23 protein-coding genes are annotated in these 26,735 nt (G+C 73.2%); 7 read left to right on the top strand and 16 right to left on the bottom strand.

Features of this window, described 5'->3' with window-relative positions; all coding sequences use genetic code 11:
• Nucleotides 1-4: 4 nt before the first annotated feature.
• The 3 genes from ACH4MY_RS23320 to ACH4MY_RS23330 are packed head-to-tail and all read right to left on the bottom strand — an operon-like array spanning nt 5 to nt 5,714.
• Nucleotides 5-760, bottom strand: coding sequence for a thioesterase II family protein (locus tag ACH4MY_RS23320; RefSeq protein WP_398005650.1), 756 nt, complete (start codon nt 758-760; stop codon nt 5-7).
• Nucleotides 757-2,427 (bottom strand): GMC family oxidoreductase, encoded by a 1,671-nt coding sequence (locus tag ACH4MY_RS23325; RefSeq protein ID WP_398005651.1) that lies wholly within the window; start codon nt 2,425-2,427, stop codon nt 757-759. Before ACH4MY_RS23325 ends, ACH4MY_RS23320 begins: the two co-directional genes overlap by 4 nt.
• On the bottom strand, nt 2,424-5,714 hold the full coding sequence (locus ACH4MY_RS23330) for an amino acid adenylation domain-containing protein (protein ID WP_398005652.1): 3,291 nt from the start codon (nt 5,712-5,714) through the stop codon (nt 2,424-2,426). The genes ACH4MY_RS23325 and ACH4MY_RS23330 overlap by 4 nt, the downstream gene beginning before the upstream one ends.
• Before the next feature lie 233 nt (nt 5,715-5,947).
• Here ACH4MY_RS23330 and ACH4MY_RS23335 point away from each other — a divergent pair, with 233 nt between their 5' ends.
• Nucleotides 5,948-6,541 (top strand): flavoprotein, encoded by a 594-nt coding sequence (locus tag ACH4MY_RS23335; protein ID WP_398005653.1) that lies wholly within the window; start codon nt 5,948-5,950, stop codon nt 6,539-6,541.
• A 61-nt stretch (nt 6,542-6,602) separates the two neighbouring features.
• Here ACH4MY_RS23335 and ACH4MY_RS23340 read toward each other — a convergent pair whose 3' ends face one another.
• The 9 genes from ACH4MY_RS23340 to ACH4MY_RS23380 form a co-directional block, all read right to left on the bottom strand.
• A complete protein-coding gene (locus ACH4MY_RS23340; RefSeq protein WP_398005654.1) occupies nt 6,603-7,010 on the bottom strand; it encodes a RidA family protein in 408 nt (135 codons plus the stop codon).
• Nucleotides 7,011-7,077: 67 nt separating this feature from the next.
• The gene (locus ACH4MY_RS23345; protein ID WP_398005655.1) at nt 7,078-8,541 is read right to left on the bottom strand and encodes an NAD(P)/FAD-dependent oxidoreductase; all 1,464 of its coding nucleotides are present in this window, start codon (nt 8,539-8,541) and stop codon (nt 7,078-7,080) included.
• 100 nt (nt 8,542-8,641) lie between these two features.
• Nucleotides 8,642-9,391 (bottom strand): methyltransferase, encoded by a 750-nt coding sequence (locus ACH4MY_RS23350; RefSeq protein WP_398005656.1) that lies wholly within the window; start codon nt 9,389-9,391, stop codon nt 8,642-8,644.
• A 99-nt stretch (nt 9,392-9,490) separates the two neighbouring features.
• Nucleotides 9,491-10,720 (bottom strand): Cmx/CmrA family chloramphenicol efflux MFS transporter, encoded by a 1,230-nt coding sequence (locus tag ACH4MY_RS23355; protein ID WP_398005657.1) that lies wholly within the window; start codon nt 10,718-10,720, stop codon nt 9,491-9,493.
• Nucleotides 10,721-11,171: 451 nt separating this feature from the next.
• Complete coding sequence (locus ACH4MY_RS23360) at nt 11,172-11,636, bottom strand: group II truncated hemoglobin (protein ID WP_398005658.1); 465 nt, start codon at nt 11,634-11,636, stop codon at nt 11,172-11,174.
• An 88-nt stretch (nt 11,637-11,724) separates the two neighbouring features.
• The gene (locus ACH4MY_RS23365; protein WP_398005659.1) at nt 11,725-12,570 is read right to left on the bottom strand and encodes a BTAD domain-containing putative transcriptional regulator; all 846 of its coding nucleotides are present in this window, start codon (nt 12,568-12,570) and stop codon (nt 11,725-11,727) included.
• A gap of 328 nt (nt 12,571-12,898) precedes the next feature.
• Nucleotides 12,899-13,861: a class I SAM-dependent methyltransferase gene (locus ACH4MY_RS23370; RefSeq protein ID WP_398005660.1), complete on the bottom strand. Its 963-nt coding sequence runs from the start codon at nt 13,859-13,861 to the stop codon at nt 12,899-12,901.
• Nucleotides 13,858-14,715: a thioesterase II family protein gene (locus ACH4MY_RS23375; RefSeq protein WP_398005661.1), complete on the bottom strand. Its 858-nt coding sequence runs from the start codon at nt 14,713-14,715 to the stop codon at nt 13,858-13,860. The genes ACH4MY_RS23370 and ACH4MY_RS23375 overlap by 4 nt, the downstream gene beginning before the upstream one ends.
• Nucleotides 14,712-15,278, bottom strand: a complete 567-nt coding sequence (locus ACH4MY_RS23380; RefSeq protein ID WP_398005662.1) for a hypothetical protein — start codon at nt 15,276-15,278, stop codon at nt 14,712-14,714. The genes ACH4MY_RS23375 and ACH4MY_RS23380 overlap by 4 nt, the downstream gene beginning before the upstream one ends.
• 473 nt (nt 15,279-15,751) lie before the next feature.
• Between ACH4MY_RS23380 and ACH4MY_RS23385 the strand changes: the two genes are divergently transcribed.
• A complete protein-coding gene (locus tag ACH4MY_RS23385; protein WP_398005663.1) occupies nt 15,752-18,691 on the top strand; it encodes a BREX system ATP-binding domain-containing protein in 2,940 nt (979 codons plus the stop codon).
• On the opposite strand, the gene ACH4MY_RS23390 is transcribed toward ACH4MY_RS23385, so the two are convergent.
• Nucleotides 18,651-19,397 (bottom strand): response regulator, encoded by a 747-nt coding sequence (locus ACH4MY_RS23390; protein ID WP_398005664.1) that lies wholly within the window; start codon nt 19,395-19,397, stop codon nt 18,651-18,653. The two genes, ACH4MY_RS23385 and ACH4MY_RS23390, sit on opposite strands and share 41 nt — an antisense overlap.
• On the bottom strand, nt 19,394-20,344 hold the full coding sequence (locus ACH4MY_RS23395; protein ID WP_398005830.1) for a histidine kinase: 951 nt from the start codon (nt 20,342-20,344) through the stop codon (nt 19,394-19,396). Before ACH4MY_RS23395 ends, ACH4MY_RS23390 begins: the two co-directional genes overlap by 4 nt.
• Before the next feature lie 215 nt (nt 20,345-20,559).
• Between ACH4MY_RS23395 and ACH4MY_RS23400 the strand changes: the two genes are divergently transcribed.
• The 4 genes from ACH4MY_RS23400 (at nt 20,560) to ACH4MY_RS23415 (ending at nt 23,757) form a co-directional block, all read left to right on the top strand.
• Nucleotides 20,560-21,030 (top strand): cation:proton antiporter regulatory subunit, encoded by a 471-nt coding sequence (locus tag ACH4MY_RS23400; protein ID WP_266897776.1) that lies wholly within the window; start codon nt 20,560-20,562, stop codon nt 21,028-21,030.
• 7 nt (nt 21,031-21,037) lie between these two features.
• Complete coding sequence (locus ACH4MY_RS23405) at nt 21,038-22,297, top strand: cation:proton antiporter (RefSeq protein ID WP_398005665.1); 1,260 nt, start codon at nt 21,038-21,040, stop codon at nt 22,295-22,297.
• Nucleotides 22,298-22,384: 87 nt separating this feature from the next.
• The gene (locus ACH4MY_RS23410) at nt 22,385-22,789 is read left to right on the top strand and encodes a BlaI/MecI/CopY family transcriptional regulator (RefSeq protein WP_398005666.1); all 405 of its coding nucleotides are present in this window, start codon (nt 22,385-22,387) and stop codon (nt 22,787-22,789) included.
• A 5-nt stretch (nt 22,790-22,794) separates the two neighbouring features.
• Nucleotides 22,795-23,757, top strand: a complete 963-nt coding sequence (locus ACH4MY_RS23415; protein ID WP_398005667.1) for a M56 family metallopeptidase — start codon at nt 22,795-22,797, stop codon at nt 23,755-23,757.
• A gap of 60 nt (nt 23,758-23,817) precedes the next feature.
• Here ACH4MY_RS23415 and ACH4MY_RS23420 read toward each other — a convergent pair whose 3' ends face one another.
• Both ACH4MY_RS23420 and ACH4MY_RS23425 read right to left on the bottom strand, forming a co-directional pair.
• Nucleotides 23,818-24,273 carry a tellurite resistance TerB family protein gene (locus ACH4MY_RS23420; protein WP_398005668.1) on the bottom strand — a complete coding sequence of 152 codons (456 nt, stop codon included), beginning with the start codon at nt 24,271-24,273 and terminating at the stop codon, nt 23,818-23,820.
• A 121-nt stretch (nt 24,274-24,394) separates the two neighbouring features.
• On the bottom strand, nt 24,395-25,642 hold the full coding sequence (locus ACH4MY_RS23425; protein WP_398005669.1) for an SLC13 family permease: 1,248 nt from the start codon (nt 25,640-25,642) through the stop codon (nt 24,395-24,397).
• A gap of 148 nt (nt 25,643-25,790) precedes the next feature.
• On the opposite strand from ACH4MY_RS23425, the gene ACH4MY_RS23430 reads away from it, so the two are divergent.
• Nucleotides 25,791-26,705: a dihydrodipicolinate synthase family protein gene (locus ACH4MY_RS23430; protein WP_398005670.1), complete on the top strand. Its 915-nt coding sequence runs from the start codon at nt 25,791-25,793 to the stop codon at nt 26,703-26,705.
• Nucleotides 26,706-26,735: the final 30 nt, after the last annotated feature.

Raw genomic sequence — 26,735 nt, forward strand, 5'->3', positions numbered from 1 at the left:
GGGCTCATCCCTCCCCGGGTCCGGTGTCGTCGCCGATGATCGTCAGGGTCTCCTTCGGATGCCGGACGGCGGCGAAGTGGCCGCCGTCGATCTCCACCCGGCGGACCGGGGCCGAGCTGTGCCCGGACCACGGCCAGACCTTCTCCGGCGGGGCGTGCACGTCCTCGCGGGCGGCGATCAGGGTGAGCGGGAAGTCCACCCGCAGCGCCGACGCCTCCCGGGCGAACTCGGCCCGTACGCAGTCGTCCTCGCGGAGCATCCGCAGCAGGATCCGGCTCATCGCCGGCTCCGCGAGCACCGCGGGAGGGGTCCCGCCGTCGGCCGCGGTACGGGCCAGGAGCTCCTCGTCGGGGACGGCGGCCAGCAGCGCCCCGGGCCGCTGGAGCGCCGGCGGCACCGCGCCGGACAGCACCGCCCGCACCGGCGCCAGACCGGTCTGCCGGGTGACATGGGCGGCCACGGCCAGACTCATCGTGGCGCCGAAGCTGTGCCCGAACGTCGCCCAGCGCAGTCCGGGGGACCGCTCGCGCTCGGCCAGCAGGTCCGCCATCACCTCCTCGGCCATGGACCGTACGAGTCCGTGGTAGCCGACCGCCTTGCGTTCCCGGCGGCGCGCGCCGCGGCCGGGCGCGTCCACGCCCCGGATCCGCAGCTGCGGCTCGCCGAGCGACTGCCAGCCGCGGTAGACCTGCGAGGTCGCCCCGGCGTGCGGGAAACAGTAGAGCCGCACCGGAGCGCCGGTGACAGGGTGCACGGTCATTCCTCCATGCTCCGGGCCAGCTTCTCGGCCAGCATCAGGGTGGTCAGATTGGTGGGTGCGCTGGGGATCGCGGGGAAGAGCGAGGCGTCGGCGATCCGCAGGTTCTCGGTGCCGTACACCCGGCCCTCCTGGTCGGCCACGGCGTACGGGTCGGTGTCCGGGCCCATCCGGCACGAACCGGAGGCGTGCCAGCCGGGGTTCATGATGTGCCGGACCCCGCTGCGCACCACGCCGTCGTTGGCGATCATCCGGTCGCTCCAGAACTGGGTACGCGGCAGCCGGCCGGACAGTCCGGGGGAGCGCAGGAAGCCCCAGGCCCTGCGGACGCCGTGGCAGAGCCGCTCGATGTCCTCGGGGTCGGTGCCGAGGCCGAGTTCGATGACGGGCGCGGCCGACGGGTCGGAGCTGCCGAGGAAGACCCGGCCGCGGGAGCGGGGGCGCATCAGCATCACGGAGAGGCCGACGACCAGCGGCCAGCCGAGCCGGTCGACGAAGCCGGGGATGGTGTGGCTCTCCACGTTGTTGAGGAGCCCCATCTGGATGTCGACGTCCTCGTCGAAGCCGCTGCTCATCCGGGCGGCGACCTGGCGCCAGGGCAGGCCCGGTGTGCACACGCCGTCGGCGGGCCGGGACCAGATGACGACGGACGGGTGGTCCACCAGGTCGCGGCCCACGCCGGGCAGGTCGGCCACCGGGTCGATGCCGAGGGCGCCCAGCAGGGCGGCGTCGCCGACTCCGGAGCGCTGGAGGACGACGGGGGTGCCGACGGCCCCGGCGGTGAGGATCACGTTCCGGGCGCGGACGGTGTCGAGCCTGCCGTCCCGTTCGGTCTCCACGCCGACGGCACGGTTCCGGTCCTGCCGGTCGAACAGCACCCGGGTGACCCGGACGCCGGGGCGCACATGGAGGTTCGGCAGTTCGCGGGCGCCGGAGAGGAAGGCGGTGTCGGCGTCGATCCGTTCGCCGTCGACCGTGTTGCCCGGGATCGGGCCGACACCGGACTCCTGCCCGGCGTTGAGGTCGGGGAGGTCGGTGACGCCCTGCCGGTTGCACTCCTCCCAGAACGCGGCGTCCAGCTGGTGCACCTGCTCGCGCGGGGTCCGCCGGATGGGCAGCGGTCCGCTGTCGCCGTGCAGCCGGCCGGGGAAGTCGGCGTCGTTCTCGATGGCCCGGTAGAAGGGCAGCACCCGCTCCCAGGACCAGTCGGGGTTGCCCTGTGCCGCCCAGGCGGCGAAGTCACGGGGCAGCCCGCGCAGGGCGATGGCCCCGTTGACGGCCGAGCCGCCGCCCATGACCTTGCCGAGCTGGTACGGGAAGCGTTCCCACAGGGCGCGGGCCGGGGTCCCGGTGCCGTCACCGCCCTTGATCAGGTCCTCCAGGCGCCCGCTGGTACGGAGGTTGGCCCGGTAGTCCCAGTTGAAGCCGGCGAGGACGAGCCGGCCCGCGTCGGCCAGCGGGTGGGAGCGGTCGCGGGGGCGCGGCTGGTCCGGTCCGGCCTCCAGGAGCAGCACCGTGCCGGTGCCGCGGGCGGCGAGCCGGGCGGCGACGAGGGCTCCCGCGGAGCCGCCGCCGACGACGACGTGGTCCCACTCGGCGACCGGGGACGAGGGCGCGCCGGAGGAAGGCGCGGGGGACGCGGCTGTTCCGGACGAAGGTGTCGTGGTCACGCCGCGGACTCCTCGGCGGAGACGATCAGTTCGGCGAACGACGAGATCGAGGCGTTCATGAAGAGGCCCTCGACCATCTCCTGCTCCATGTCCGCCTCGATGCCGAACTCGGTGCGCAGCACCGCGAGCAGGCCGACCGCGTGCAGCGAGTCGCCACCGATGTCGAAGAAGCCCTCCTCGACGCCGAAGTCGGCGTGGCCCAGCTGCTGGGACCAGAGGGCGAAGAGCCGTTCCTCGACCCGGCCGCGCGGCGCGACCCGCGCGGCGGCGGTGGTCTCGGTGTCGTCGTTCCACGGCGTGGGCAGCGCCTTGTGGTCGATCTTCCCGTTGGCGGTGATCGGCAGGCCGTCCAGGGTGAGGAAGCGGCTGGGCACCATGTAGCCGGGCAGCAGGGCGGTGAGCGCCTCGCGCAGCTCGGCCGGGTCCGGTGCGGCTCCGGCCTCGGGCACCACGTACGCGGCGATCTGCCGCTGTCCGGTGCGGGCGTGGGCGGGCGCGGTGACGAGGGCGGTGCGCACGTCGGGCCGGCGCAGCAGCGCGGCCTCGATCTCGCCGAGTTCGACGCGGTAGCCGTTGATCTTCACCTGGAAGTCCTCGCGGCCGAGGATCTCGATGTCGCCCCCGGGCAGGTAGCGGCCCAGGTCGCCGGTCCGGTAGATCCGCTCGCCGGTGACGGGGTGGACCGGGAAGCGTTCGGCGGTGCGCCCGGGGTCGCCGAGATAGCCCTGGGCCACGCCGGTGCCGCCGATGTGGATCTCGCCGGTGACCCCGACGGGCGACGGCTCCTGCCACTGGTTGAGGACGTGCATGGTCTGGTTGGCGAGGGGCTTGCCGTACGGGATGCTCGACCATTCGGGCCGGACGCTCTCGACGGGGTGGTGGATCGACCAGATGGAGCCCTCGGTCGCGCCGCCGAGGCTGATCACCCGCATCGCGGGCAGCTTCTCGCGGATCCGGTTCGGCAGGTCGACGGGGATCCAGTCGCCGCTGAGCAGGGCGAGCCGCAGACGGCAGCCGCGCGGGACGCTCCCTTCGCCCAGTGAGTCGATCCACATCCGCATGGGTGCGGGCACGCTGTTCCAGATGGTCACGCCGTAGCGGCCGACGAGCTGGGACCAGTGGGCGAGGTCGTTGCCGCGCGCGGGGTCGGGGACGACGACGGTGCCGCCGGCGCCGAGGACGCCGAACAGGTCGTACACGGACAGGTCGAAGCCCGCGGGGGCGAGCGCCAGGGTCCGGTCGTCCGGGCCGACTTCGAACCGCCGGTTGATGTCCTGGACGGTGTTGGCGGCGCTGCGGTGGCTGATCATCACGCCCTTGGGCTCACCGGTCGACCCCGACGTGAAGATGACGTACGCGAGGTCGTCGTGGCCCTGGCGGCGCCCGGGCGCCTCGGCGGGGCAGGCCAGGGTCTCCTCGTCCTCCGGGGTCGTCACGGTCACACCCGGCGGCCAGCGCAGTGATTCCCGCAGTCCGGGTTCGGTCACCACGGCGCGCACCGAGCACCGGGCGAGCAGCTTCAGGCGCCGCTCCTCGGGCAGTTCGGGGTCGATGGCGACGTACGCGGCGCCGGTGTGCAGCACCCCGAGCAGCGCGGCGAACTGGTCGGCGCCGGGCCGCATGGACACGGCGACGATCTCGTCCGGGCCGGCCCCGGGGGCGCGGAGCAGCCGGTGGGCGATCCGGTGCGCGCTCTCGGTCAGCTGCCGGTACGTGGTCTCCCGGCCGGGTGTGATCACCGCGGGCGCTTCGGGGGTGCGCCGGGCCGCCTCGGCGACCAGCTCGTGGAGCAGCGCGGGCGGGATGTCCTGGGCGGTCGCGTTGGCCAGGGCACGCTCCTCGGCCTGCGCGGCCGGCAGCGGCACGACGCCGCGGGTGGCTTCCCAGAGCTCCGGTTCGTCGACGAGCCGGTCGAGCAGTGTCGTGTACGCCGTGAACATCTCCTCCAGGGTGCCCTCGGGGAACAGCCCCTCGACGGCGTTCCAGTTGACCGAGAGCCGGCCGTCGAGCTCCAGGATCTGGTTCTCCAGCCACACCTGTGGTGTACGGCTGTGGTCGTGGACGAGCGGCCCGAAGGACTCCAGGCGCCCGGCGCCGGGCGCGCCGCTCCGGCCCGCTCCGGCCCCGAGAGTGCTGGAGAAGACCACGGGCATGGACGCCCGGCCGTCGTCCCGGCGGCGGGCCAGGTCGCGCAGCACCCGGATGCCGCCGTGGGTGGAGTGCGCCAGGTCCTCCAGGAGGCGCCCCTCCAGGTCCCGGGCCCGCTGGAGGAAGCTCTCCTCGGGGCGGCCGCCGACGGCGAGCAGGCTCGGGTCGAGGAAGTTGCCGATGAGCTCCTCGACCCGCGGGTGCAGGCCGAGCCGGTGGAACTGGGTGACGGTGAGGGTGAACTCCTGCCGCCGCGACCAGGTGCGCAGGACCTCCGCGTAGGCGGCGAGCAGCACGCCGGACGCGGTGAGGCCGTGCCGTACGGCCGCTGCCCGCAGCGCCCCCCAGCGTGCGGGGGCGAGCTGTGCCCGGTGCCGTACGAAACGCGGGGTGCCGAGCTGCTCGGGCGCGGTGGCCAGGGGCAGTTCGGGCGCGCCCGGCAGGGTGTCGAGGCGGTCCGTCCAGTAGGCGGCGGCCTCCCGGCCCAGGGCGTCCTCGCGCAGTTCCTCCCGGGCGAGGACGTAGTCGCGGAAGGACAGCTCCGGCGGCTCGGGCCGCCACTCCGGGTCGTCGTAACATCGACGCCATTCGTCCATGAGCCGGTAGAGCCCGCGCATGTCCAGGAACAGCAGGTCCACGGCGACATGGAGCCGCAGCCGGTCGTCGTCGAGGCGGGTGGCCCTGATGTCGAGGAGCGGGGTCCGGTCCAACGGCAGTACCTGTGAGCTCAGTTCGGCGCGGACGCGGTGCAGTTCCGCCGTCCGCTCCGCATCGGGCAGACCGCGCAGATCAACGGTGCGGATGACGTACGGGTCGAGCTCGGCCACGGGGACGACACGCTGGGCCTGGTCCGTCCCGGCCACCGTGCGCAGCGCCTCGTGGCGGGCGATCACGGCGCGCAGGGCCTCGGTCAGCCGGTCCGGGTCGAGGGCGGGACAGTCGAACTCCAGGTAGTACTGGCTGGAGATGCCGCCCAGCTCCAGGCCCCCCAGCCGGCCGATCAGATACGCCTGCTGGATGTCGGTCAGCGGAAAGGGGTCGTGCCGGTGCTCGGGCTGCGGCTTGAGTTCGAGGAGCCGGTCCTCGTCCAGACGGGGGTGTCCGGCACCGCCGCGCAGCCTTGCGAAAAGATCCTCCATCGACGTCTGTCCCTTTTCTTCGGATGCCCTGACGGGCTTTCGAATTCCCTTGCGAGAAGCGACGTTAGGCAGGGGGGCAAAGGGTCTCAATACGGTGGGACCGTAGGGACGACCGAAGGATTTCGGTGCCGCGGGACCGCCGCCGGACCGCGACCGGACTCCCGCTGGACCCGCTCTGGCCTGCACGTCGGCGCCATTGACCGGCGACGGGACAGCGGCGACATCATCGGGGCATGGGAATTCGAAACTCCCCGGGGACGACCGGGAAACGCATACTCGTCGGTGCCACCGGGTCCATCGCGGTGGCCGGGCTTCCGGCGTATGTCGAGGCGATGCGCCGACAGATCGAGGGAAGTACGTTCACCGTTCTGCTGACCCACACGGCGACCTCGTTCATTTCCCCGGAGAGCCTCGCGCTCTTCGCCGAACGGGTGGTGAGCGGGGAATCCCCGGCGGACTGGCCGACCGACAAGCCCTCCCGGCTCGCCGGGGACCACGACATCCTCGCGGTGCTGCCCGCCACCGCCCACACGCTCGCCTCGGCCGCCGCGGGCGCCGCGCCGAACCGGTTGCTCACGGTCGCGCTGTCGGTGGACTACCCGGTGGTCTACTTCCCGGTGATGGGCGCCAGGATGTGGACCAAGCCGGCCGTGCAGCGGAACATCGCGCGGATCCGCGAGGACGGCGGACTGGTCAACGAGCCGGAGTGGCACGACGGTTTCGACCCGACCACGGGAACGGCCAGCCACCACCCGGGCCTGCCCGCGCCGGCGACGGTGGCCACCGTGATCGAGGACCTCCTGGCCAAGCGGTGGCCCTCGTCCTGAACCCGCGTACGCGTCAGGGCCCCGCCGGATCCGGCGGGGCCCTGACGCGTACGGTGTGCGGCTACTCCGCGATGGCCGTGGCCTCGATCTCGATGAGGAAGTCGGGCTCGGCGAGGGTGGCGACCCCGACCAGGGTCGTCGGCCGGATGACATCCGCGCCGAGCTTCGCCGCCGCCCGCTCGGCGCCCGCCGTGATCGCCTCCCACTTGTCGAGCGACCAGTCCACCACGTACATGGTGAGCCGCAGTACGTCGTCGAAGGAGGCGCCGGCCGAGGCGAGACCGGTGGCGATGTTGAGGTAGACCTGCTCGGTCTGCGCCGCGAGGTCGCCCATGCCCACCGGTTCGCCGTCGGCGGTACGAGGCGTCTGGCCGCTGAGGAGGATGACGCGGCTTCCGGTGCCGACCGCCAGCTGCCGCCAGCCGTAGGGCTTGGGGAGTCCGGGCGGGTCGATGTTCTCGACAGCCATGGGGTGTCCTTTCTGAAGGGCGGTGACGAGGGGCCTGGAGGGGCCGGTGACGAGGAGTGGGGGACGGTCAGCTGTATTCGCGGCAGGTCGCGTAGTACTTGCGCAGCAGGCTGACCAGCTCGGGGTCGAAGCGGGAGGCGAAGAGCAGCTCGGCCGGCGGGGTGAACTCGGGGTCGAGCTCATCGGCCCAGGCGAGGGTGGCCGGACGCAGGTCCATCTCGATCCACTGGTGCCACTCGACGGGGATCGTCCAGTCCTGCTCGTAGCCGATGCCCATCTGGTGGTCGATGAGGAGGTCGACGATCTCCTCGCGGGTCCCGGTCCGGTAGGGCCGGCGCAGCGGCGCGAACCGGTCCAGGTCGGCCTGCGGCTCCTCGCCGAGGATGCGGGCGGCGAAGTCCTGGGCGAGCAGCGGTGACAGGTGGAGGCCGTCGCGGTAGGTGCCGGTCATGATCGTCAGGCCCTCCATGCCGCCGTCCCCGAGCAGGGGGAAGCCGTCCATGGAGACCGGGCGGTTGCCGACCTGGACCTTGCTGACCTCGCTGTTCCACAGGTTGCGGCGGACCTGGCGGTGGGCGCACTGGAGGAGGAAGACCAGGTCGCGCATCTCGGCGGTGTCGCGGGGCTCGACGGCGATGACGTTGGTGGCGCCGACGTAGACGTGACCGTCGCCGCGGGGCACGACGTGCAGGCCGCAGGCGAAGGAGCGGTTCGGCGTCCGGATGACGCTGTCCGGGCTCGTACCGTCCTGCGTCTTGATCAGCGCGGAGACTCCGTAGCCGCTGACCATCCGCGGGATGCGGGGGCCGACGGGCAGACTGTCCAGGAGTTCCTGGGTGCGGGCGCCGGCCGCCAGGGTGACGTGGTCGGCGGAGAGCGTACGGCCGGAGGCGAGGACGACTCCGGTGACCCGCTCGCCCCGGTACTCGACGCGGGTGGCGAACTCGGGAACGAGGGTGGCTCCGGACCGGACGGCGGCCGATTCGAGCCGCTCCAGCAGGGCGGCGGCGTTGACCGCGTGCTCGCCGGGTATGTGGAAGGCCTTCAGCGGGCGGGAGATGGGCTCGGCGTCCACCCAGTCGAGGTCGGCGGGCTCGACGTCCTCGAACGGCTCCTCGTAGCGGGTGAGCTCGGCGCGGATGGCGTTGTAGTTGGCGTCGTCGATCTCGGCGGTGCCGATGGTGTTGAGGACGACGGTCGTGCCCTCGGCGGTCTTGACCGGCGCACCCTCGGTCTGCTCCTCCAGTTCGGCCAGCCACTGCGGCCACAACTCGGTCGCCTTGATGCCGAGTTCGAGCTTGTGACGGCCGTGCTCGGTGGCCAGCAGGGAGGTGGTGACCTCGCCGAAACAGCCGAGCATGGCGCCGGCCGCCGCCGATCCCGCCCAGGGCCGGTGCGGCTGGCCGAGTACGGCGACGCGCTGTCCGCGTCGCGCCAGGACCCAGGCGAGCGACAGCCCCAGGACTCCGTTTCCGGCGATGACGATGTCGAAGCCGGTACCGTCCGCGTCTGCGTTGCCGTTGGCGTTCATCGATGTCCAATCTCCCGGGCGCCGTCGGGGTGCCCGGATCGGTGTGGTGAGGGGCTTCGGAGCTGCTGGTGCGTGGGTTCGGGGAGGGGCGCGGGGAGGGTCAGCGGCGCCGGAACTCGTAGAGCGTGAAGTCCATGTGGACGATGCCGCGGTCGTCGGTGTGGGCCTTGACCACCGGGGAGTCGCCGAAGTCCGCCGCGGGCAGTTCCACGGACTCGGTGCGGTGGCGCTTGCCCTCGAAGCCGGCCTCGTCGGCGGCGCGCAGCATCTTGAAGGGGTTGCCCATGGCCTCGCTGGTGCCGAGGTAGACGCGTCCCTCGGCGGTCAGATGGCGTGCCACATCACGGAAGAATCGGTTCACCAGGCCGTACCCGGGGTCGAAGACCGCGCGCTCGATCTGCCCCGCGTAGGGGCGGTCGGCGGGCGCCTCGATGAAGGGGGTGTTCCAGAACACCGTGTCGAGCCGCTCGGCCGGGTCCAGGGCGTCGAAGAGGTCGCTGGTCAGCGCGGTGACCCGGTCGGCGACCCCGTGCCGCTCGGCGTTGCGCCGGGCGTTCTCCACGGCGGCCGGGTTGATGTCGGTGGCGAGGACCCGCGTGGCGCCGTGCTGCGCGGCCAGCACGGCGGCCACACCGGCGCCGCAGCCCAGTTCCAGGAACCGGGAGCCCCGCTCGTACGGCACCCAGGAGGCGAACAGGCCGGGGCCGGGGTCCGTGTAGGGCGGGAACACCTCGGGCAGCAGGTCCCATTCCCTGCCCAGCAGCGAGAAGGTCGACTGCGTCGGGCGGTCGGGGCTCTGGATCTGTGACACGACCCAGGTGCCGAGTTCGTAGCCGAGCTCGTTGTCCATGAGGTCCTCCCTGTGGGGGAGCCGGCGGAGAGTTCCCTGCGTTCCTCGGGACGGAACTCGGAACTCTCCGCGGCTCCCGGTGGTGTTTCGACGGTGGGATCAGTTGCCCTCGGGCTCGGGATTCCTCCGGGCCCGGTTGCGGGCCATCGTCCGGTCGGCCAGGACGACCGGGATGGTGAGAACGGCCAGGCCGGCGCCCAGCCAGGGGATCGAGGTGAGACCGGCACCGGCGCCGAGCGCCACGCCCGCGAGGACGGGGACCAGGCTGATGCCGAGCTGGAACATGGAGACCGCGGTCGCTCCGGCGAGCGTGGGCGCGCCGGCCGCGACGGTGAACACCCGCCCGTAGATGGCCGGGTTCAGGACGAAGCCGGCGACCCCGAGGAGCAGGACCAGGGCGACGACGGCCACGGCGTGGTCGGCGAGGAGCGCGAGCCCCACGGAGCAGACCAGGATGCCGCCGGCCCCGATGAGCAGGGCGTGGTGGGGGCGTCCGTCGGCGATCCGGCCGCCGATGGAGAGGCCGATGAAGGCCCCGATGCCGAAGAGGACGAGAATGGCCGGCACCCACACGGAGTCCACACCGGTGACGTCCGTGAGGAAGGCCGCGAGGTAGTTGTACGAGATCATGTAAGCGGCGGTGCTGAGCAGGGTCGCGGCGTACACCACCCACAGCTGCGGCTGCCGCATCGTGCGCAACTCCCGCTGCACACTGGGCTCCTGGACCGCCTTGGTCACCGGTACGGCGACGATCGTGGCGATCGCGCTGAGCACGGTGAGCACGACCACCGCCCAGAACCCGCCCTGCCAGCCGGTGAAGTGGCTGAGGAAGGCGCCGGCCGGACCGCCGGCGACCATGGCGATGCTGAGACCGCTGACCACCACGCCGGAGGCCCGGGCGGTGCGGTCGGGGGTGACGAGGGAGATCGCCGTGACCGCCGCGACGGCCCAGAACCCGGCGTACGCCAGACCGATCAGGAAGCGGGTGACGAGCAGCACGGTGAAGTCGTCGGTCAGCAGACCGACGGCCACCCCGGCGGCGAACACGGCCTGCGAGGTCACCAGGGTCGTACGGCGGGGCCAGCGCAGGGTCAGCACCGCGAGCGGCGGACCGCCGATCACCACGCCGATGGCGAAGGCGGAGATCAGGGCACCCGCGGAGGAGAGCGAGATGTCGAGGTCGTCGGCGATGTCCGGGAGGACGCCGGCGAGCAGGAACTCGGCGCTGCCCATCGCGAACAGGCTGAACGCGAGCAGATAGACGGCGAGCGGCAGCCGGCCGCCCGCCTTGGGGGCGGTGGCCTCCTGCGGTTCGGTCTGGACGCTCATCGGTGGCCACCTCCCGTCCGTCGTGCGGGACGCCCGGTGAAGGGATGTGCGGGGACGGCCGGTGTGCCGACGGGGTGCGCGGGGACGGCCTGGGCGACGACGGGGTGCGGGGGGACGCGTCGCACGGGCCCAGGGGTGGTCAAACGCATGGGCGGACTCCTCGTTCTGACGGTTGGGGCAGAAGGATCAGGGCGGGTGCGCGCCGGTGGGCCGGCTTCGGCGGTCCGCCGGATCGTGGTGATCACCAGCTGCCCTCATGCTCGAACCGGGCGCCGCGGACGGACAACATTTGTTGCCGATACCGGGACGCCGGGCAGGGCCGCGGCGGGCCGGGACCGGGTCCGGGTACGGAGCAGGGACCGCCGGGACTGCCGTGACGGCTGTGACCGCCGTGACGGCTGTGACTGCCGGGACCGCCGTGACGGTGCGGGCCCGGGGCCCCGCCCGCGGATCACTCCTCACCCGGTACGCCCTCGCCCCAGCCCCAGGTCTTGATGGTGGTACGCCGGGTGGGCCCCGCGTCCGGCTGGGAGTTGGCCATGGCGCGGCGCGAGCCGAACTCGATGTAGCCGATGAAGGCCGAGCGGAACTCCGCGTCGTCGGGCAGTCCGACCTCGTCCATGGCCAGCAGCATCAGCTCCACCCAACGGGCCCGCTGCTCGGGCTTGATGGCCCGGCCGCGGTGGCGGGAGAGCATGCGGGGGTAGCCGCCGTGGTGCTCGGTGTAGTGCGTGGGGCCGCCGAGCACCTCGCCGAGGAAGGTCGCGACGTGCTGGGGGTGGTCGTCGTCCATGTGTGCGAAGAGCGGGGCGAGCGTCTCGTCCTTGCGGACGCGGGCGTAGAACGCCTCGGTGAGCCGTTCCAGCGCCTCGGCGCCGCCGATCCATTCGTAGAGCGTGGGTACCTGGTCCGTCACTGTGTCGCCTTTCTCGGGGCGGTGGGAGCGCGGTGTGCGGTGTCGACAGGGGCGTGCGGGGGAGCGGGGGCGCGGGGGCGGCGCGGGCTCAGGCCGCGTAGAGGTCGAAGGTCGGCGTCGGCCGGCCGCCGTGCGCGGGGGTGTCCAGGCGCGGATCGACCGAGAGCATCGCCTGGTGCAGCCGCTGGAGCTGCGGGGCGGGTTCCAGACCCAGTTCCTCCACGAGCCGCCGCCTCAGGCACCGGTAGTGCTGGAGGGCGTCGGACTGCCGGCCGGCACGGTAGAACGCCACCATGGCCTGCGCGTGCAGCCGCTCGTTGGCGGGGTGGAGCCGGGTCAGTTCGACCAGCTCGGCGAGGAGTTCGCCGTGCAGACCGAGCCGGAGCTCGGCGTCGACACGGCGCTCGGTGGCGAGCAGCCGGCTCTCCTCGAGCCGGGCCGCGTGGGTCCGCAGCGCCGACCCGGCCCGTACGTCCACCAGGGCCGGGCCCCTCCACAGCGCGAGGGCCTCCCGCAGCAGCCGGGCCGCCCGGGCGCTGTCGCCGTCGGCGAATGCGGCGTGCCCGGCCTCGGCGGCGTACTGGAAGGCGAAGGCGTCGACGTCCTCCTCGTCGATCCGCAGCAGATAGCCGTCGTGGCCGGTGGCCAGCAGATCCCTGGCCCGGGCGGGGCCGTCGGCGTCGGCCTCGCCGTACGGGCCGCCGAGGGCGGTGGCGAGGGCGCGGCGCAGCCGCAGGATGTAGGTCTGGAGAGTGCCGTGCGCGCTGCACGGCGGCACCGGCCCCCAGATCTCCTCCTTGAGCGTGGCCACCGGCACGGGCCGGCCGGGGTGGAGCGCGAGGAGCGCCAGAATCTGCCGCATCTTCGCCGCGCTCGGGACGACCGGAACTCCGCCCGTCTCGGCGTGCAGCGGGCCCAGAATCCGTATCTTCACGCGTCCTCCGTCCGTCGGCCGAGTACCGTCCGGATTAGTCGATTTCCGGGAGCGGCTTCTTGGGAAGGAACGTAGGAGTTCGGGGGCGAGCGCCTCAATACGGTGGGACCGTAGGGCTGACCGAAGAATCTGCGGCCGGGGTGTCCCTACGGTCCGGGTGGGGGCAACGGATTCCGGGCATGCCGACGACCCCCGAGGGCGACGCCCTCGGGGGTATTGCGGGAACTGCTAATCTCCTTAGTTCATTCGGGGATTAGGCGCGGACCCGTGGAGTTCGGTGCCTCGCTTTCGGGGTCGGTTTCCGCCACCGCGATTTCGCGCCGCCGGTTCAGGCGGCGGTGAGAGGCCGGCACAGCCGGGCCGTGTGCACGGTGACGGCGGTCAGATAGAAGGCGTCGGGGCGCCACAGGACGCCGGTGCAGGAGTCCCCGTCGAGGAGTTGCTCCACGGTGAGCCGGTCGACGAGGTCGAGGCGTTCGCCGAGGTCGGTGAGGAGTCCGTGCAGCCGGGTGTGCAGATGGCGGCGCACGGGCACGTCGAGCGGGGCCGGGAACTCGATGAGGAAGGTGCGGGAGCCGGCCGGCACGAGCCCGGCCGAGGCCAGCAGACAGGGCCAGTCCTCGACGACGGAGGTGGCGCCGGGGAGCCGGGACCTCCGGGCGGTGACCTGCTCCTCGACGGCGGCGTCCAGGCGTGCCTGGAGTCCGGGCCGGCCGATGCCGATGTCCCGGGGGAGGAAGCGCGGCGGCAGGCCCCGTTCGGCGACGGCGAGCAGCCCGCCGGGCCGCAGCGCGGAAGCCAGGCTCCGTACGGCCGCCTGCTGGTCGCCGAGGTGGCGGCAGACGTTTCCGGTCCAGATCAGGTCGACCGGTCCCGACCGGGCGAACTCCTCGGGCCGTTCGGCCCGCCGGGTGGTGATCCGGCCGGCGAGCCCGTGCTCCGCGGCCAGGGCCTCGGCCCGGGCGAGCAGGGCGGCCGACCGGTCCACGGCGACGACCCGGGCCCGCGGGAAGGCGTCGGCGAGGGCACGGGAGGCCGTGCCCGGACCGCTGCCCACGTCGAGGATCCGGCCGACCGCGGCCGTGGCCCGGTCCGCGGGGCCGAACAGCCCGTGCAGCCAGCGGGCCGCCTCGGCCAGGAAGCCGGCGTGCAGCTCGGCTTCGAGTTCGGCCTCCAGCCCCGGCTCGTGCCCGTCGTCCGTCCCGACGTCCGCCTCGGCGTTCGGCCCGATGCCGTGCCCGGCGCCGGGGGCCTCGTCGTCGAGGCCCCCGGTGCGCTCTGTGGGTGTCATGCGCTCACCTCCGCCGGCCAGGATGGGGACGGCGGGGACACGGGACAACTCTTGTTGCCGGTTCCGGGACCGGCCGTCGGTCCGCCCGGTCCGGAACCGGCCGGCGCGCGACGGCGGCCGGCGTCGGCGGCGCGCCGTGCCCCGGCCCGGGGGCGGATCAGGTCCCGGCTGAAGGTGTCCAGCAGCTCCCACCGGGCGGTGAGCGGGAAGTAGTGGTCGCCGGAGACCGTGTCCACCCGCAGGGAGCGCCGGGTGCACCGGCGCCACCCGGCCAGATCGGCCCCGGTGACACTCCGGTCGTCGCTGCCGCCCATGGCCGTGACCGGGCAGTGCACCACATGGCGGGGGTCGCGCCGGTACGCCTCCAGGACGGCGAGGTCGGCGCGGAGCGCGGGCAGCACCCGGGCCGCCCGCAGCGGGTCGAGGGCGCCCGGGGGGACACGGCCCCGCTCGCCGAGCCTGCGCAGCAGTTCGGCGTCCGGCAGCTGGGCGACCGAGCGCTCCGGGGTGGTCCGGTGCGGGACGCCGGTCCCGGAGACGTACAGCCGCTCGGCCACCGCGTCGTGCTCCCATTCGAGGCGGGCGGCGATCTCGTACGCGAGGAGGGCGCCGAAGCCGTGCCCGTAGAGGGCGAACGGGCGGTCGCGCATGCGGGCCACGTACGGGATGATCCCGGCGAGCAGCGGTTCGAGCCGGCCGCAGGGGCGGGTGTGCGGATGACGGCCGCGGCCCGGGAGTTCGACGGGGGTGACGACCACCGAGCTGCCGAGGGCCTCGGCCCAGGGCAGGAAGACTCCCGCCGAGGCGCCTTCGAAGGGCAGACAGAACAGCCGTACCGAGGTGTCGTCGCTCATCGGGACACCTGCCCCACGGCCGAGGTCACCGGGCCGGCGGCCGAGCCCGCCGGCCCCGTGGCCCGGGCGCCCGACGGCCCCCCGGCCGGGGCTCCCACCCGCCCCGCTGACGCGTGGCGGGGAGCGCCGCCGCGCAGCAGGACCGCGTACGCGTCCGCGACCTCCTCCAGGACGCGGAGCCCCGACCGCCGGTCCATCAGCTCCCGGGCGTACCGCCAGGCGAAGGTCCAGTGGCGGTCGGAGCGCCGGATCAGGGTGGCGCGCATCAGCGGCGCCCGGTCGAGGGGAAGTCCGGCGGCGGACTCCCCGGCCAGCCGTTCGGCGAGCCGGGCGTCCTGCACCTCGGCCCGGGTGGCCCGCCAGTCCACGATCTGCAGCCGGAAGCGGGCCTCGGGCCGCAGCGTGCGGCGCAGCAGGCCGTCCGGGCCGGTGCGGAGCGCGGTGCGGGTCAGGGTCGTGCCGTCCAGGACGGACTGCCAGGCGTGCTCGTACACGTACGGCAGGACTCCGCGCAGGGACAGGACGAACTGTTCGGTGCGGAGCTCCTCACTGATCGCGGACACGCGGGTACCGCTCCCTCCATCAGGTTTTCGCCAATTGGCCGGTGGTGAACCTGCCGGAGCCGGGACAGGCGTTTTCCGGGGCGTTCACTGGTCACCGCCGCACATCGGTGCCGAACGTACCCGTGTGGTCCCGGTATAGATCAATACGGTGGCACCGAAGCAATGGCCGAAGGAATACGTTCGGAATGCGTACGGCGAGATCCGCTGTACAAATATCGCGGCCCCCGTGTTAGCTTCGGGAACATCGGAGGTGTACGCCATTCACCGGTGCTCGGGGGATCGTCGTGGAGGACTCGGACCGGCTTCCACGCCGTCTGAAGAAGGCATTTCCACTCTGACGGCGACGGCTCGGCCATGACCGGAAATTGGCCTTGACGGTGCCGGTTCCAACAGTTTTTCCGGCATGGCCTCCCCCCGCCGAAGTGGCGATCTCGTCCGAGTCAATCCACTGTTCGGCAGGGAGGTGTGGGGCGGTGCCCAAGGAACTGTTCGGCAGGATCGAGGAATCGAAGACCATCACCGAGATTTTGGACTCCGCGAGAGCGGGCGCGGGCGCCGTCGCCCTCCTGGAGGGCATCATCGGCACCGGCAAGACCTCGCTGCTGCGATGGGCCGAGCAGACCGCGAGGGACCAGGGCATGATCGTGCTCTCCGCCACCGCCTCGCCCACCGAACAGCGCTTTCCCCTGGGGGTCGTGCACCAGCTCCTGGGGACACTGCCGGAGACCGCGGACGGCTGGGACCGCGCCTTCGCCGCCTACGGCGCGCCGCACGGCGGCCCGGCCGAGCCCGACTACCCCCTCCTCGCGGAGCTGTGCGCGGGCGTGGGCCGGGCCGCGCGGCGCACCCCGATCCTGCTGACCGTCGACAGCGTCCAGCACGTCGACTGCCCCTCGCTGCTCTGGCTGGGCTTCCTGAGCCGCCGTCTGGAGAACCTCCCCATCGTCCTGCTGGCCACCAAGCGCTGTGGCGAACCGGCCAGCGACCAGCACCTTCTGGTCGAGTTCATGGAAGGACTGCGTCCCGACCGCCACATCCACCTGAGCGATCTCAGCCCCAGCGCGGCCCTCGATCTGGCCACCTCGCTGTGCGGCCACCATCACGGCCACGAGGCCGTGGACGCGCTGGTCGCCGGGACCGGAGGCAACCCCTATCTGCTGACCGAGCAGATACGGACAGGCCCGACGGCACTCTCCGGCCCCCTCGTGCCCGCCGGCCCCACCCTGCACAGCGCACCCTTCGCCCCCTCGGGCAGCGACCACCCCGACGGGCCCGGAGGCTCCGCCGAGGCGCGCGCCGACCGGACGCCGGGCGACCCTCCCGACGAGCAACTGCGGCTCCAGGCGGTCAAGGAGCGCATCCTGTGCATGCTCCGGCGGATCGACCCGCACGGCCTGGAGATCGCCCGGGCCGCCAGCATCCTGTGCGGCCCGGTGGACGCCGCCCTCCTCGCCGACCTGTGCGGCGTACCCACCGAAGACGCGTGTCGATGTCTCGGCAGACTGACGGAATCCGGACTCCTCTGTCCCGACGACATGAAGTTCCGCCATCCCCTCCTCGCCGGGCTGCTCTACCAGGACATCCCCTGTGCCGAACGCGCCGAACTGCACCGGCTCGCCGCCCGCAGGATGCGGCACCGCGGCGCCCCCGGCGAGGACGTCGCCGCCCATCTGCTGCGCTCCCACCGACTGGACGAGCCCTGGATGGCCCAGCTGCTGCTGGAAGTGGCCCAGGGCGTGGTCGAGCACGACCCGGCGGGCGCCCGCCGGCTGATCGAGAAGGCCGTTCTGCACGGCGTGCCCGAGGGACACGAGGACCGGGCCGAAGCCCTGCGGATCCAGGCCCTCAGCGGCCTCGACCTGCCCGCCGCGGCACGCGCCATGGCCGTTCACACCGCCACCGTCACCGGGTCCGCCGAAAGGATCCGGCACGCGGTGCGGCTCTCCGACCTCCTGCTGCGCCTGGACGACACCGCGGGCGCCCTGGACGCCCTGGAGGAGGCCCGGCGGGAGACCGCCGGCACGCTCGACCCGGCCACCGCCAGCCGCCTGCGCGAGGCGGTGGCCCAGGTACGGCTCCACGACGGCGGTCACCATCCCGGCGAGGACGACCGGCTGCTGCGGGTGCTGCTGCTGCGCACCGCGGCCGGGGACTCGGCGCCAGCGGCGCGGCGGATCGCCGACCGGCTGCTGTCCGTCCCACGCGCCCCGTACGGCTCCGCCCGCTGGTACCAGGCGCTCCTCGCCCAGCTGTGGGCGGGCGACGTGGAGGAGGCCCGGCGGCACATCGACACCGAGGTCGGACTCGCCCGCGCCGACGGCACCACCACACGGATCGCCGAGGCGCTGGCCGTACGGGGTCTGGTGCAGCTGCACCGCGGGCAGCTGGCCCGGGCCGAGGACGACGCCCGTGAGGCGCTCGGCCTGCTCACCCGGATCCGCGCCGGCCACTTCCACGTCGGGCCGCTCGCCCGCAGCGTGCTCATCGACGTGGCCATGGAGCGGGACGACATCGCCGCCGCCGGGACCCTCCTCGACGACGCGCCGCCGCTCCCCGGCGACCGGCCGGTCACCTGGTGGCGGCTGTACCTCCTGCACAGCGCGGGCCGGGCCCTCGGCCGGCTCGGCGAGGCACGGCGCGGCCTGGTGCTGCTCGCCCACTGCGAGGAGGAGCTGGCCCGGCGCGGCATCGTCAACCCGGCTATCCTTCCCTGGCGTTCCACCCGCGCCACGCTCCAGCTGGCCCGGCGCAACGTGGCCGCCGCCCGCCGCGCAGCCCAGGAGGAGACCGCGCTCGCCCACCGCTGGGGCGCCCCCGTCGCACTGGGCCGCGCCCTGGTCGCCGAGGCGGCGGCGAGCACGGGCCGGGAGGCGCTGCGGCTCGCCGACCGGGCCGTCGAACTCCTCGAACCCACCCCGGCCCCGCTGCTGTTCGCCCACGCCCTGTACGCGGCGGGGCGCGCCCACCGGCAGAGCGGCACGGCACGACGGTCCCGCGAACTCCTGCACCGCGCCAACGAGGTCGGCATCTCCCTGGGCGCCGAGGGCCTGGTGGAGGCGGTCCAGCGGGAGCTGCGGGACGCGGGCGGCCGTCCCGACCCGCGCAAGGACTCCACGGAGTCGCTGCTCACCCCCACGGAGCGACAGGTCTCCGAACTGGCCGCGCGCGGGCTGAGCAACCGCGACATCGCGCGGCTGCTCCAGGTGAGTCTGCGGAACGTGGAGTCCCATCTCACCCACTCGTACCGGAAGCTGCGCATCAGCGGACGGCACGAACTGGACCGGTTCTTCTCCGACGAACCGCCCGTGCCGGCGCCGGTCCTGCTCTACCAGCCGCGGCCCACGCTCGCCCCGGCACCCGCGGCCGGCCCGGCTACGGCTCGATCAGCCCGACCCGGATCGCGTACCGCGTGAGCTCCAGACGGTCTCGCATGCCGAGCTTCTGGAGGAGGTTCGCGCGGTGGCGTTCCACCGTCTTCGGACTGATGACGAGGAGGTCGCCGATCTCCTTGGAACTGTGGCCCTCCGCCACCAGCTTGAGGATCTCCTCCTCGCGCTCGGTGACGGCCTTGTCCGGCAGGGGCCTGCCCTGCCGCGCGTGGTCGAGATACGTGCGGATCAGGGCCGTCTCCGCGCCGGGGTAGATGAAGGGTTCGTCGCGGACCGCCGCCCGGCACGCCTCCACCAGGTCGCGGTCCGCCACCGACTTCAGGACGTAGCCGCTCGCCCCCGCCTTGAGCGCCTCGAAGAAGTACTGCTCGTTGTCGTACATGGTGAGGATCAGGATCCGCAGCTCCGGCTGGAGGCGGCTGAGTTCACGGGCCGCCTGGAGGCCGGTCCTGCGGGGCATCGAGATGTCCAGGACGGCCAGGTCGACGGTGTGGGAGCGGGCCATCGCGACCGCCTCCGCCCCGTCCGCCGCCTCCGCCACGACCGTCAGGTCCGGCTCCGCGTCGAGGATGAGGCGTACTCCTCCGCGTACCAGCGCGTGGTCGTCCGCCAGCAGGATGCGGGTGGGGGTGCCGCCGGGGCCGGGGCCGGGGCCGGGGCTGGGGTCGGCGGGGCTGGATGGACCGGTGGGGCCGGTGGAGCCGGAGCCGGAGGTGGGCCGTCCCGTCATGACATCGCCTTACCACGTGGACTGTTCAGATGGACTTCCGTGCCGCCCGCGACGCCCTCGCGGATCGTCAGTTCGGCGCCGATCAGCAGCGCCCGCTCCCTCATCCCGCTGAGGCCCGCGCCCTCCGGCGACCCGCCGATTCCCCGGCCGTCGTCCTTGACCAGGAGGCCGACCCCGCCCCGCGGGAGCCGGCGCAGTCGCAGATCCACCTGGGTCGCCCCCGCGTGGCGGGCCGTGTTGGTGAGGCCCTCCTGTGCCACGCGGTAGAACACCAGCTCCGTCGCCTCGTCGAGTTTCGGGAGACCGGACTCGATGTGCGGCCGCACCGTCAGACCCCGCGTCGAGAACTCCGAGGCCAGCGATCTGAGCGCGCTGTGCAGCCCCAGTTCCTCCAGGACCCCCGGCCGCAGACGGCGTGCGATGCGGCGGATCTCGTCCAGGCCCGCCCGGGTCGTCTCCTGCGCCTGGTGGAGTTCCGTCCGCAGCTCGTCCGGGGAGTGGTTCGCGGTGTGCTTCAGCTGCAGCAGGACGGCCGTGAGGGTCTGGCCGACCTCGTCGTGCAGCTCCTGAGCGATCCGCCGGCGCTCCTCCTCCTGCGCCGAGAGGGCCCGCGCGGTGCTCGCGGCGCGTTCGGCCTCGAGCCGGTCGAGCATCGTGTTGAAGGTACGTGTCAGGTCGGCGATCTCGCCCCGGCCCGTCACCGCCGCCCGGCGTCCCGGCCTCAGCAGGTCCGCCGTCCGCATCGCCCGGGTGAGCCGCTGGAGCGGCGCGAGCCCCAGCCGCAGGAGGAACGCGTTCGCGAGGAGCATCGCGACCAGACCGGCCACGAGCACGATCGCCTCACCCAGGAGGACGGGCGTCGAGACCGTGACGGGGCCGAGCAGCAGGAGCACGGCGACGATCAGGACCGAGGCGTTGAGAAGGAAGATGCGCCAGTACAGCGACACGGTTGCGACACTCACCCTCTTTGTACTCTCCACGCCTCTGACCTGCGACGGGATCGATCGCCCCGCTCCATCCTGACCAGTTCCCGGTGACTTGTCCATCCGTGCCGACACCCATGTTCCGGGACTCCCGGCGGGTGGCACCATGGCCCCCGACCACGAACCTGATCACCCCTCGACATGACAACAGGAGGGACGGGCCCTTGCCTGCTCCGCGGATGAGAACGACACCCCTGCCCGGCATCGGAGTGCAGTACGACTTCACCACCCGGGAGCACCGCCAGCTGTCGGTCATCGCGCACCGCGACGGGACCCGGACCGTGAACGTGTACCGCGGCGACGACCCCGACGCGTGCGCGCAGTCGCTCCACCTCACCGAGGCCGAGACCGCCTCACTGATCGACGCGCTGCTCCCCGCGCACCACAGCCCCAACGTCCTGCACACCACCGACCTGGGGCTCGTCGCCGAACGCATCGAGCTGTCCGCCCACTCGCACTGGAACGGCCGCCTGCTCGGCGAGACGCGGATGCGCACCGAGGCCGGCGCCTCCATCGTCGCCGTACTGCGCCGCTCCGGGGCGATACCGTCCCCGACGCCCGCCTTCCGGCTCGCCGGCGGCGACACCCTCATCGTGATCGGCACCCGCGAGGGTGTCGACGCCGCCGCCGCGATCCTCGGTCGGGAGTGAGGGCGCCGTGCACTCCGCGGTCTTCCTGATCGAATTCGGCGCCATCATCCTCGGCCTTGGCCTTCTCGGACGCCTCGCCGGCCGGTTCAGCTTCTCCCCGATACCCCTCTATCTCCTCGCGGGGCTCGCCTTCGGCAAGGGCGGCCTGCTGCCGCTCGGCACCAGCGAGGAGTTCGTCGCCATCGGCGCGGAGATCGGGGTCATCCTCCTGCTCCTCATGCTCGGCCTCGAGTACACGGCGAGCGATCTCGTCTCCAACCTCAAGACCCAGTACCCCGCCGGGCTCGTCGACTTCGCGTTCAACGCCCTGCCCGGAGCGGCCGCCGCGCTCCTGATGGGCTGGGGACCCGTCGCCGCCGTCGTCCTGGCCGGCGTCACCTGGATCTCCTCCTCGGGCGTCATCGCCAAGGTCCTCGGCGACCTCGGGCGTCTCGGCAACCGCGAGACCCCGGTCATCCTCAGCATCCTGGTCCTCGAAGACCTGGCCATGGCCGTCTACCTGCCCATCATCACGGCCCTGCTCGCCGGGGTCGGGCTCGCGGCAGGCAGCGCGACGCTCGCCATCGCCCTCGGCGTGGCCGGAGCCGTCCTCTTCGTCGCCGTCCGCTACGGAAGGCTGATCTCCCGCTTCGTCTCCAGCGACGACCCCGAGAAGCTGCTTCTCGTCGTCCTCGGCCTGACCCTGCTGGTCGCCGGTGTCGCCCAGCAGCTCCAGGTCTCCGCCGCCGTCGGCGCGTTCCTCGTCGGCATCGCCCTCTCCGGGGAGGTCGCCGACGGAGCCCACGCGCTGCTGAGCCCGCTGCGCGATCTGTTCGCCGCGGTCTTCTTCGTCTTCTTCGGGCTGCACACCGACCCCGCCAGCATCCCGCCAGTGCTCCTCCCGGCCTTCGCGCTGGCCGTCGTCACCGCACTCACCAAGATCGCCACCGGTCACTGGGCCGCGCGTCGCGCCGGGATCGGGGTCAAGGGCCGCTGGCGGGCGGGCGGCACCCTGGTGGCGCGCGGCGAGTTCTCCATCGTCATCGCCGGGCTCGCCGTCACCGCCGGGGTGCAGCCCCAGCTCGGCCCCTTCGCCACCGCCTATGTGCTGATCCTGGTGGTGATCGGGCCGCTCACCGCCCGCTACACCGAACCGGTCGCCACCCACCTCACCCGCCAGCGGACCGCCGCGCCCCCGGGCGGGGGAGGGGACGCCGTACCCGGGCCCGGGGCCGTGCCCGTACGTGTGCCCGAGCCCGGACCCGAATCGGCCTCCGACCGGGTGTGAGTGACGGTCCCGCTCGGTCCGCCCATCCGGGGAGCAACCCCGCCGTTCAGTACGATGGGCCGCTGTTCGGACGCGGAGGAGCGGGACATGACGGACCGGAGCGAGGGCGGGGCGGAGCCCTCCCCGCGCAGGCGCGGACAGGGCGAACTGGAGGCCCAGGTCCTCGCCGCGCTGCGCGAGGCGTCCGAGCCGGTGCCCGTGGCATGGGTACGCGAACGCCTCGGCGGCGCCCTCGCCTACACCACCGTCATCACGATCCTCACCCGCCTCCGGGCCAAGGGCGCCGTCGAACGCGCGCGCGCCGGCCGCTCCTTCCGCTGGACGGCGGTCGCCGACGAGGCCGGGCTCGCCGCCCTGCGCATGCGGAGGGTGCTCGACGGGGAGACGGACCGCCAGGCGGTCCTCGCCAGCTTCGTCACCGGCCTCTCGCCGAACGAGGAGCGACTCCTTCGTGAACTGCTCTCCAAGGCCGCCGAGGAGGAGGAAGGCTAGCCGCCATGGGAGTCTTCGTCTTCCTTCCCCTCGTCCTTCCGCTCACCGCGTGGCCGGTCGCCCGCCTCGCCGAACAGCGGCTCCACCCCCGTACCGCGACGCGCCTGCTCGCCGCCGTCGCCGGTGTCTCCGCCGTGTGCAGCACCCTCTGCCTCGGCCTGCTCATGATCGTGGGCACCGCGCAGCTGCCCGGCAACCCGCTCCCCGACAGCTGGTCGGACCCCGACGTGCGCGCGGCTCTCCCGTACGACGAGATCGCCGGCCGTGCGGCCATCCCGGCCCTGCTCGCCGTCCTCGTCTCGTGCGGCGCGGCGGCCCGGCGTCAGCGGCGGGTGCGCCGCCGGGCCGTGGCCGCGCTCGGTGGACTGCCGCCGAGGTCCGTCGCGGTGCTGCCGGACCGTACCCCGTACGCGTACGCGCTGCCCGGCGGGCGGGGGTGCGGACCGGGGCGGGGGCGAGGGCCGGGTCGGATCGTGGTCAGCACCGGGATGCTCACCGGGCTCGCCTCCGCCGAACGCCGGGCCCTCTTCGCCCATGAGCGGGCCCACCTGGCAGGGCGCCACCACCGTCATCTCCTGACGGTCCATCTCGCGGCGCGCGCGAACCCGTTCCTGCGGCCGCTGCGTACCGCCGTCTCGTACACCGCCGAACGCTGGGCCGACGAGGAGGCGGCCGCCGAGGTCGGCAGCCGCCGCTCCGTCGCCCGCGCGATCGGCCGGGCGGCCCTCCTGGCGCCGCGCGCTCCCGCCGCGGGGCTCCCCGCCCTGACGGGCGCGGGCCCGGTGCCCCGACGGGTCGCGGCCCTGATGCGCCCGGCCCCGGCGGGCCGCGCGTGGCCGCCGGTCGGCACCGCCGTCGGACTCGCCGCCTGGGGTGCGGCCTTCGGCGTGACCGTGTCGGCGCTGTCCTCGGCCAACTCGGCGGTCACGCTCTTCCTCGTGCTGCGCGGGGTCGCCCCGCCGGTGTGACCTTCGCTCCGCGCGGCCGTGCCCGGCCGGCGGAGCGGGGCCGGCCGGGCGGCCCACCGCCTAGAGGTCGAACTCGTGGGGCGGCAGGTCGAGGGTGAAGCACGCCTCGCGGACCACGGCCTGCTCCGTCTTGTCGAAGTCGCCGTCGGCGCCGCCGATGACGATGCCGATCTGGACGACGGCGCGTGCCTCGGCCGGCTTCTTCTTCGCCTTGGCGATCTCCTGGAGCACGCTGACCTTGCCGAAGTCGAAGTCGGCCGTCAGCTTGTTCAGGTTGTCGTCGAAGCGGCGCTGGAGGTCGAGCGCGTCGAAGTTCTGCAGGACCTCGTTGGTCGAGATGAGCTGGGCGACCCGGCGGCGCTCGGCGGGATCGATCGTGCCGTCGGCGGCGGCGACGAGCGCGCACATGGCCATGCTCGCGTCCCGGAACGCGCCGCTCTTCAGATCGTTCTTCTTCGCCATCAGCTGGGTCTGCATCGTCGATGCGGATTCCCTGACGCGGTCCCACAGGGCCATGAGTACTCCAAACGTCGATTACTTCTACGGTCTTGTAGAACGTAGCAGTGGAGCGTGGAGTTCCCGGGGACGGGAAGACGGCCGCCGCGCCGTCGCCCTCCCGGGCGGGGAGACCGCGCCGTCAGACGCCCACCACCCGGAGCGAGGCCCACAGCGCCACCGTCGACGCGACGAGGGTGGCCGGGACCGTGAGGAGCCCGAGGCGGGTGAACTCCCCGAGGGCGACCGGGTGGTCGTGCTCCTGGGCGATGCGGCGCCAGAGGAGGGTGGCGAGGGAGCCCGCGTAGGTGAGGTTGGGGCCGATGTTCACCCCGAGCAGCACGGCGAGCACCGCGCCCGGACCCGAGGCCGCCGCGAGCGGGACCAGGGCCAGGGTCGCGGGGAGGTTGTTGATCAGATTGGCGAGGACGGCGGCGAGTGCGGCGATGCCGAGCAGGGCCGGGAGGGACGTGCCGTCGGGGAGGACATGGGCGAGGGCGGCGCCGAGGCCGTTGTCGACGACGGCCCGGACGACGACGCCGAGCGCCAGGACGAACGCGAGGAAGGGCACCGAGGCCGAGCGGACGAGCGCGCGCGGGGTGGTGCGGCGGCGGGCCAGCGCGCGTACGGCCAGCACGGCGGCGCCCGCCGCGGCCGCCCACGCCGGGTCCACGCCGGTGGCCGACGCGAGGGCGAAGCCGCCCAGTGTCGCGGCCACGGTGAGCAGGGCGAAGAGGGGGAGCGCGACGGGCGCGGGCGGGTCGACGGGGGCCGCGGCGGCGGCCAGGTCGCGGGCGAAGAAGCGTCGGAAGACCGCGTACTCGACCGCGATCGCGGTCAGCCAGGGGAGCAGCATCAGCAGGGCGAAGCGGGTGAAGCCGAGCCCGGTGGCCGTGAGGGCGAGCAGGTTGGTGAGGTTCGAGACGGGCAGGAGCAGCGAGGCCGTGTTCGACAGATGGGCGCTCGCGTAGGCGTGCGGGCCGGGGCGGGCTCCCATCCGGGTGGCGGTCGCGAAGACCACCGGGGTGAGCAGGACGACCGTCGCGTCCAGGCTCAGTACGGCGGTGATCAGCGAGGCCAGGGCGAAGACGGCGCCGAGCAGTCGCCGCGGACGCCGGCGGGACAGGCGTGCCATCCAGCTGCCGCAGGCGTGGAAGAGGCCCTCGTCGTCGCAGAGCTTGGCGAGGACGAGGACGGCCGCCAGGAAGCCGATCACCGGTCCCAGCCGTTCCGCCTCCTCGCCTACGGCCCCGGGGGTGATCGCGCCCACCGCCAGGACGGCGCCGGCGGCGGGTACGGCGAAGACCGCCTCGGGCAGGCGGAACGGGCGGACGACGGCGCAGATCAGCACCACGGCCAGGGCGAGCACGGACACGGACGCAGCGAGCATGTGCTCGATGATCCGGGTCGGGCGGGCCGATCTTTCCGGGGGGTCCCCGCAGGGTGCCTGACCGTGTGTCAGAACTGAGTGGCGACAGGACTCTTGTGGCCTTCGCGATCATCAATAAAATGTCACACACCACACAAGGGAGTTCTTCATGACCCACGAGCAAGCCCCTGTGCACCGCGCCCACCCCTGGCACGGGATCCTGGTGGCCACCGCCCTCCCCCTGCGCGACGACGGCGCCGTCGACCACGACGCCTACGCGGAACACGTCGCCCGGCTGATCGACCAGGGCTGCGACGGGGTCGTCCCGAACGGCTCCCTCGGCGAGTACCAGACGCTCACCGACGAGGAGCGCGCCCAGGTCGTACGGACCGCGGTCGAAGCGGCCGGGGACGGATCCAGGGTCATGCCCGGCGTCTCCGCGTACGGCAGCGCCGAGGCCGCGCGCTGGGCCGAACAGGCGGCGGAGGCCGGCGCCGGCTCGGTCCTGCTCCTGCCGCCCCACACCTACCGGGCCGACGAACGCTCCGTCCGCGCCCACTACGCCGAGGTCGCCGCCGTCGGCCTGCCCGTCGTCGCCTACAACAACCCCTTCGACACCAAGGTCGACCTCACACCCGCCCTGCTCGCCCGGCTGCACGCCGACGGCGCCGTCGTCGCCGTGAAGGAGTTCAGCGGCGATGTCCGCCGCGCCTACGAGCTCGCCGAACTCGCCCCGGACCTGGATCTGCTGGTCGGCGCCGACGACGTCCTCCTCGAACTCGCCCTCGCCGGCGCGGTCGGCTGGATCGCCGGCTACCCCAACGCCTTCCCGCGCAGCTGCGCCACGCTCTACCGGGCCGCCGTCGCCGGAGACCTCGACACCGCGCTTCCGCTCTACAGGTCCCTGCATCCCCTGCTCCGCTGGGACTCCAAGATCGAGTTCGTCCAGGCGATCAAGCTCTCCATGGACCTCGCGGGCCGGTACGGCGGCCCCACCCGCGCGCCCCGGGTTCCGCTCGCACCCGAGCAGGAGGCCGTGGTCCGGGCCGCGACGGAGAAGGCCCTCGCCGAGGGCCACGCGTAGGGCTTCCCGTACCCGTACCCGTACGCGCAT

Origin of the sequence: Streptomyces sp. NPDC017246, assembly GCF_044331325.1 — a bacterium.
Taxonomy (GTDB): Bacteria; Actinomycetota; Actinomycetes; order Streptomycetales; family Streptomycetaceae; genus Streptomyces.